This window comes from Aeromonas sp. QDB56 (assembly GCF_027705505.1).
In the GTDB taxonomy this organism is placed as follows: Bacteria; Pseudomonadota; Gammaproteobacteria; order Enterobacterales; family Aeromonadaceae; genus Aeromonas; species Aeromonas caviae.
Genome location: NZ_JAPDBZ010000209.1, coordinates 1 through 4,296 on the forward strand (window position 1 = coordinate 1; position 4,296 = coordinate 4,296).

2 protein-coding genes and 1 tRNA gene are annotated in these 4,296 nt (G+C 57.8%); all 3 read left to right on the forward strand.

What is annotated here, in order from left to right; all coding sequences use genetic code 11:
• The coding region (locus OKB81_RS19520; RefSeq protein ID WP_270805392.1) for a flagella assembly protein FlgT middle domain-containing protein at nt 1-833 on the forward strand (833 nt) is incomplete at its 5' end.
• 152 nt (nt 834-985) lie between these two features.
• Nucleotides 986-2,407, forward strand: coding sequence for an IS66-like element ISKpn15 family transposase (locus OKB81_RS19525; protein ID WP_043155065.1), 1,422 nt, complete (start codon nt 986-988; stop codon nt 2,405-2,407).
• Nucleotides 2,408-3,801: 1,394 nt separating this feature from the next.
• Nucleotides 3,802-3,878 (forward strand) — tRNA-Arg (locus tag OKB81_RS19530).
• The last annotated feature ends 418 nt before the right edge of the window (nt 3,879-4,296 follow it).

Sequence of the window (4,296 nt, forward strand, 5' to 3'; positions counted from 1 at the left end):
GACTGTGCTCGGTGATTGATCCGGGAGATCAGATCACCACTTGGCTAGATAGTTCCCCGATTTGTGCAACAAGGCCGGCGAGCACCGGTGCCCTGGACGACATGCCCGCCGACCTCTCCCGCCGGCTGTTTGAAACCCTGGCGACGACGCCCCAGGTGGTCGCTCGCCAGTGGCTGGACGAGAACCTGCGCATCGACCCTCTCCATCTGCAACAGGGGGATCGCAGCGCCCTCGAGGAGATCAAGGCCCTGAGCCTGCGCACCGACAGCCAGTATCTGGTGCTCGGCAGCATCGACGACCTCTCCCTCGAGCCCCAGGGCAACGCCCTCACCAGCTGGTATGAGGATCCCGTGCGCAACTTCTCCATGCAGCTCTACCTGTTCGACGGCATCAACGGCAGCCTGCTCGGCCGCAAGGAGTACAAGGGCCGCGCCAACTGGACCTTCTCCAAGCGGGAGCAGGTGGGCAGCAGCGGTGGCCAGTTCTGGCAGTCGAGCTTTGGCCAGGAGGTGGGCTACCAGTTGAAGGAGGCGGCCCAGGACATCGCCGCCGAACTCGCCTGTGCCCCCGTCACCGCCCGGATCGTGGCCCAGCACGAGCGCGGCCCCCACATCAACCTGGGCCGTCGCAACGGGGTCAAACTCGGGGACCAGTTCCGGGTCCAGCACAGCGCCGACTTCGTCGACCCCTATGGCAAGTCCCGCATGATGCGCAACCCCGCAGACGGTCTGTTCGAGGTGGTACAGGTGTTCGAGGATGGCGCCATCATCAGCAGTCAGAACAAATATTCGCCGTTCAATGTCCAAATCGGTGACCTGGCCGTATTGGAATAGGAATCAAGGGTTTAAAAGCACAATGCTTCTTGGGAAGGTGCGAATAAGGTAAGTATTCACCGGAACAGTATTGACACAGGAAAAATGAGACGATCGTCTCTTGATCCCACTTTCCTGCTTGCTTGATCCTGCTCCTTAGATACGCTCCCCCCATGAGCAAAAACACCATGCATTCCGCGGGAATGCCCACCACTCTGGAGCAGGCCAACGAGCTGATTTATAAGCTCCTCGACCGCATCGCCGAGCTGGAGGACCGCCTCAATCAGCACAGCGGCAACTCCTCCAAGCCGCCTTCCAGCGACGGCCCCGGTGCACCGCCGCCGGCCCGCAAGCGTCCGGCGTCCGGCAAGCAACGGGGGGCGCAGCCCGGTCACAAGGGACATCGCCGCGAGCGGCATCCGCTTGATGCCCGCCTGACCCTGGTCCCGCATTACCCTGCCGCCGATTGCGCTTGCTGTGGCGGGGACATGGTGGCCCATGCCAAACCCTATCAGGTTCATCAGGTGTTCGAGCTGCCCGAGGTGAGCTATCTCGTCACCGAACACCAACTGTATCGTGCGACCTGCTCACGGTGTATCGGCACGACCCAGGCCGCACTGCCAGACAACGTCAGCAGCAGCCAGATGGGGGCCAATCTGCTCAGCTACATCGCGCTGCAAAGCGGCCAGTTTCACCAGAGCGTCAGCCAGATACAGCAGCAGCTCAAACAGCATTTCGGCCTGAGTTTTAGCCGGGGCGCCATCAGTGAGGCGCAGGGGCGGGTGAGTGCCATGCTCACCCCGACCTACCAGGCCATCAAGCAGCAGGTGCAGACGGCCACCCACGTTCATGCCGATGAGACCCGGCATCAGCGGGGTGGAGAGCGCCGCTGGATGTGGCTGGCGCTGAGCAAGATAGCCGTCTGCTTCATGACGGCCTATGGCCGTGGTCAGGAGGCGGCCAAGCGGCTGCTGGGCGCCGAGTTTGACGGGGTGCTGGTGACCGACCAGTACGCCGGCTACCGGTTTATCGACGCCGACCAGCGGCAACTGTGCTGGGCCCACGTGGCCCGCAATCTCGCGGCCATCGCCGAGAGTAGCGAGCAGTGCAACCAGCCCATCGGTGCCCGGTTGGTCTTGCTGGCGGATGCGGTGTTTCGTACCCGGCACCGTTGGGAAAGCGGTGCGTTGAGCAAGCAGAAATACCTGCGCAGGCTCGCGCGTTACCGGCAAAGCTGGCGAAGCCAGTTGGAGCGCGGCGCCCTGTTGTGCAGCAAACGCTACCGTGGACGATGCCAGTTGCTGCTGCGGGATGACGAGATGCTGTGGCGGTTTATGACTGACGACGAAATAGCGCTGACCAACAACGAGGCGGAGCGGGCGCTGCGTGGCTATGTGCTCTGGCGCAAGGGTAGCTACGGCGTGTGGTCTCACCGGGGCGAGCTGTTTCGCCAGCGCATCCTGTCGTTGGTGGAGACCGGCAAGCGATTGGGCCGCTGCCCACAGGAGTGGTTGAGGGCCGTGGTCAGGGCGTGCATCGAGAAGACAGATTATCCCATCCCGGCAGAACTGATGCCGTCAACCCCGTCCTGGTGAATAGATACCGAATAAGTACCCTATGTGCCAAAACTAAAAAGTTTAGCCATTTAATATCAATAATTTAGAATGGTGTGTTTTTGTGCCAAGTGACTTGTTAGCACCTTCCCTATAGGTATCGTGAAATGGAATTTGGCTCATTGCAGGCAGCGAGTGTCGGCTGACAACACGCTGATCTGTGCATGAGTACCCGCTGGCCGGAACTGCTACAGGTATCGTGAAATGGAAATCTGACCCCAGCAAGCTCGATTGTCGGCTGACAACGGGCTGATCTGCACCAGAATACCCACTGGCCCGAAGTGCTACAGGTATCGTGAAATGGAACCCTCGCTGCTGACTGGCTGCGATTGTCAGCTGACAACGGGCTGATCTGCGCCGGAGTACCCGCTGGCCCGATGTGCTACAGGTATCGTGAAATGGAATTCTGACCCTGGCAGGCAGTAATTGTCGGCTGACAACGGGCTGATCTGCACCAGAGTGCCCGCTGGCCTGAACTGCTACAGGTATCGTGGAATAGAATTCTGACCCTGGCAGACAATGATTGTCGGCTGACAACGAGGTGATCTGCACCGGTGTGCCCGAGTGCGGAACCGCTATAGGTATCGTGAAATGAAACCCTCGCTGCTGACTGGCTGCGATTGTCAGCTGACAACGGAGTGATCTGCACCTCAGCCCCGCTGACAACCGCATTATCGGTATCGTGAAATGGAACCCTCTCTGCTGACTGGCTGCGATTGTCAGCTGACAACGGGCTGATCTGCACCAGAGTGGCCCGCTGGCCTGAACTGCTACAGGTATCGTGGAATGGAATTTTGACCCTGGCAAACATCGATTGTCGGCTGACAACGGGCTGATCTGCGCCGGAGTACCCGCTGGCCCGATGTGCTACAGGTATCGTGAAATGGAAATATGGCCCTGGCAAACAGTGATTGTCGGCTGACAACAGGCTTATCTGTGCCTGAGTACCCGCTGGCCGGAACTACTATAGGTATCGTGAAATGGAAATCTGACCCTGACAGGCAGCGATTGTCGGCTGACAACGAGGTGATCTGCGCCAAAACCCAAATAGGCCGGAACTGCTACAGGTATCGTGAAATGGAACTCAGACCCTGGCAAACAGTGATTGTCGGCTGACAACGGGCCAATCTGCGCCTCGGTGGCCGCTGGCGATCCAATTATCGATATCATGAATGGCAAAAAGGGCACTACATAAGCCTCGATGAGGTCAGATTAGAGTTAGCAATCGAGGACTAAAAATCATTTTTAGCCGTGTGGTGGCTCCCTACCCAAAAAATCTGAACAACAAGCACACAATCAGGCTAAAAAATAAGCTTTTCGACAGTAAATCTACGCAGCTGTTTATTTTTATTAGTATTTTTATATAATGCACGCACGTCCCAGTGGCACAGCTGGATAGCGCGCGCCCCTCCTAAGGGCGAGGTCGCAGGTTCGAATCCTGCCTGGGACGCCATCTCGTAACCTCATCTCACCACCCAATAATGCATTTCCGCATGCGTTGCAAGCATTATTTTGCGCTATTTCAGCGCTATTCAAATCCAAAAATGCACTTAACCCATTGTTTTTTAACGATATTTTTTATTTAAAAGCTCTTATAACCATCCCCTCCTAAGGGACAGGCCACTGGTTCGACTCCAGTCGGGAACACCATACACAGCAAGGGGCTGGCATCGTCATGATGCCAGCCCCTTGTGCGTTTCTGCGCCATTTCCCCTGCATCCATGGCGGCCAGGTCCCGCCTCCCTCTTCAATGTCTCACTGCCACCAACAACCCCGCGAGCCCCACCAAAAATGAGGTTCTTCGCGGGATCTTGGGGAAGTGGAAGTTGACAGACAGGGTGCTGGTAAACTGGCTGTCTCCAAACACACCA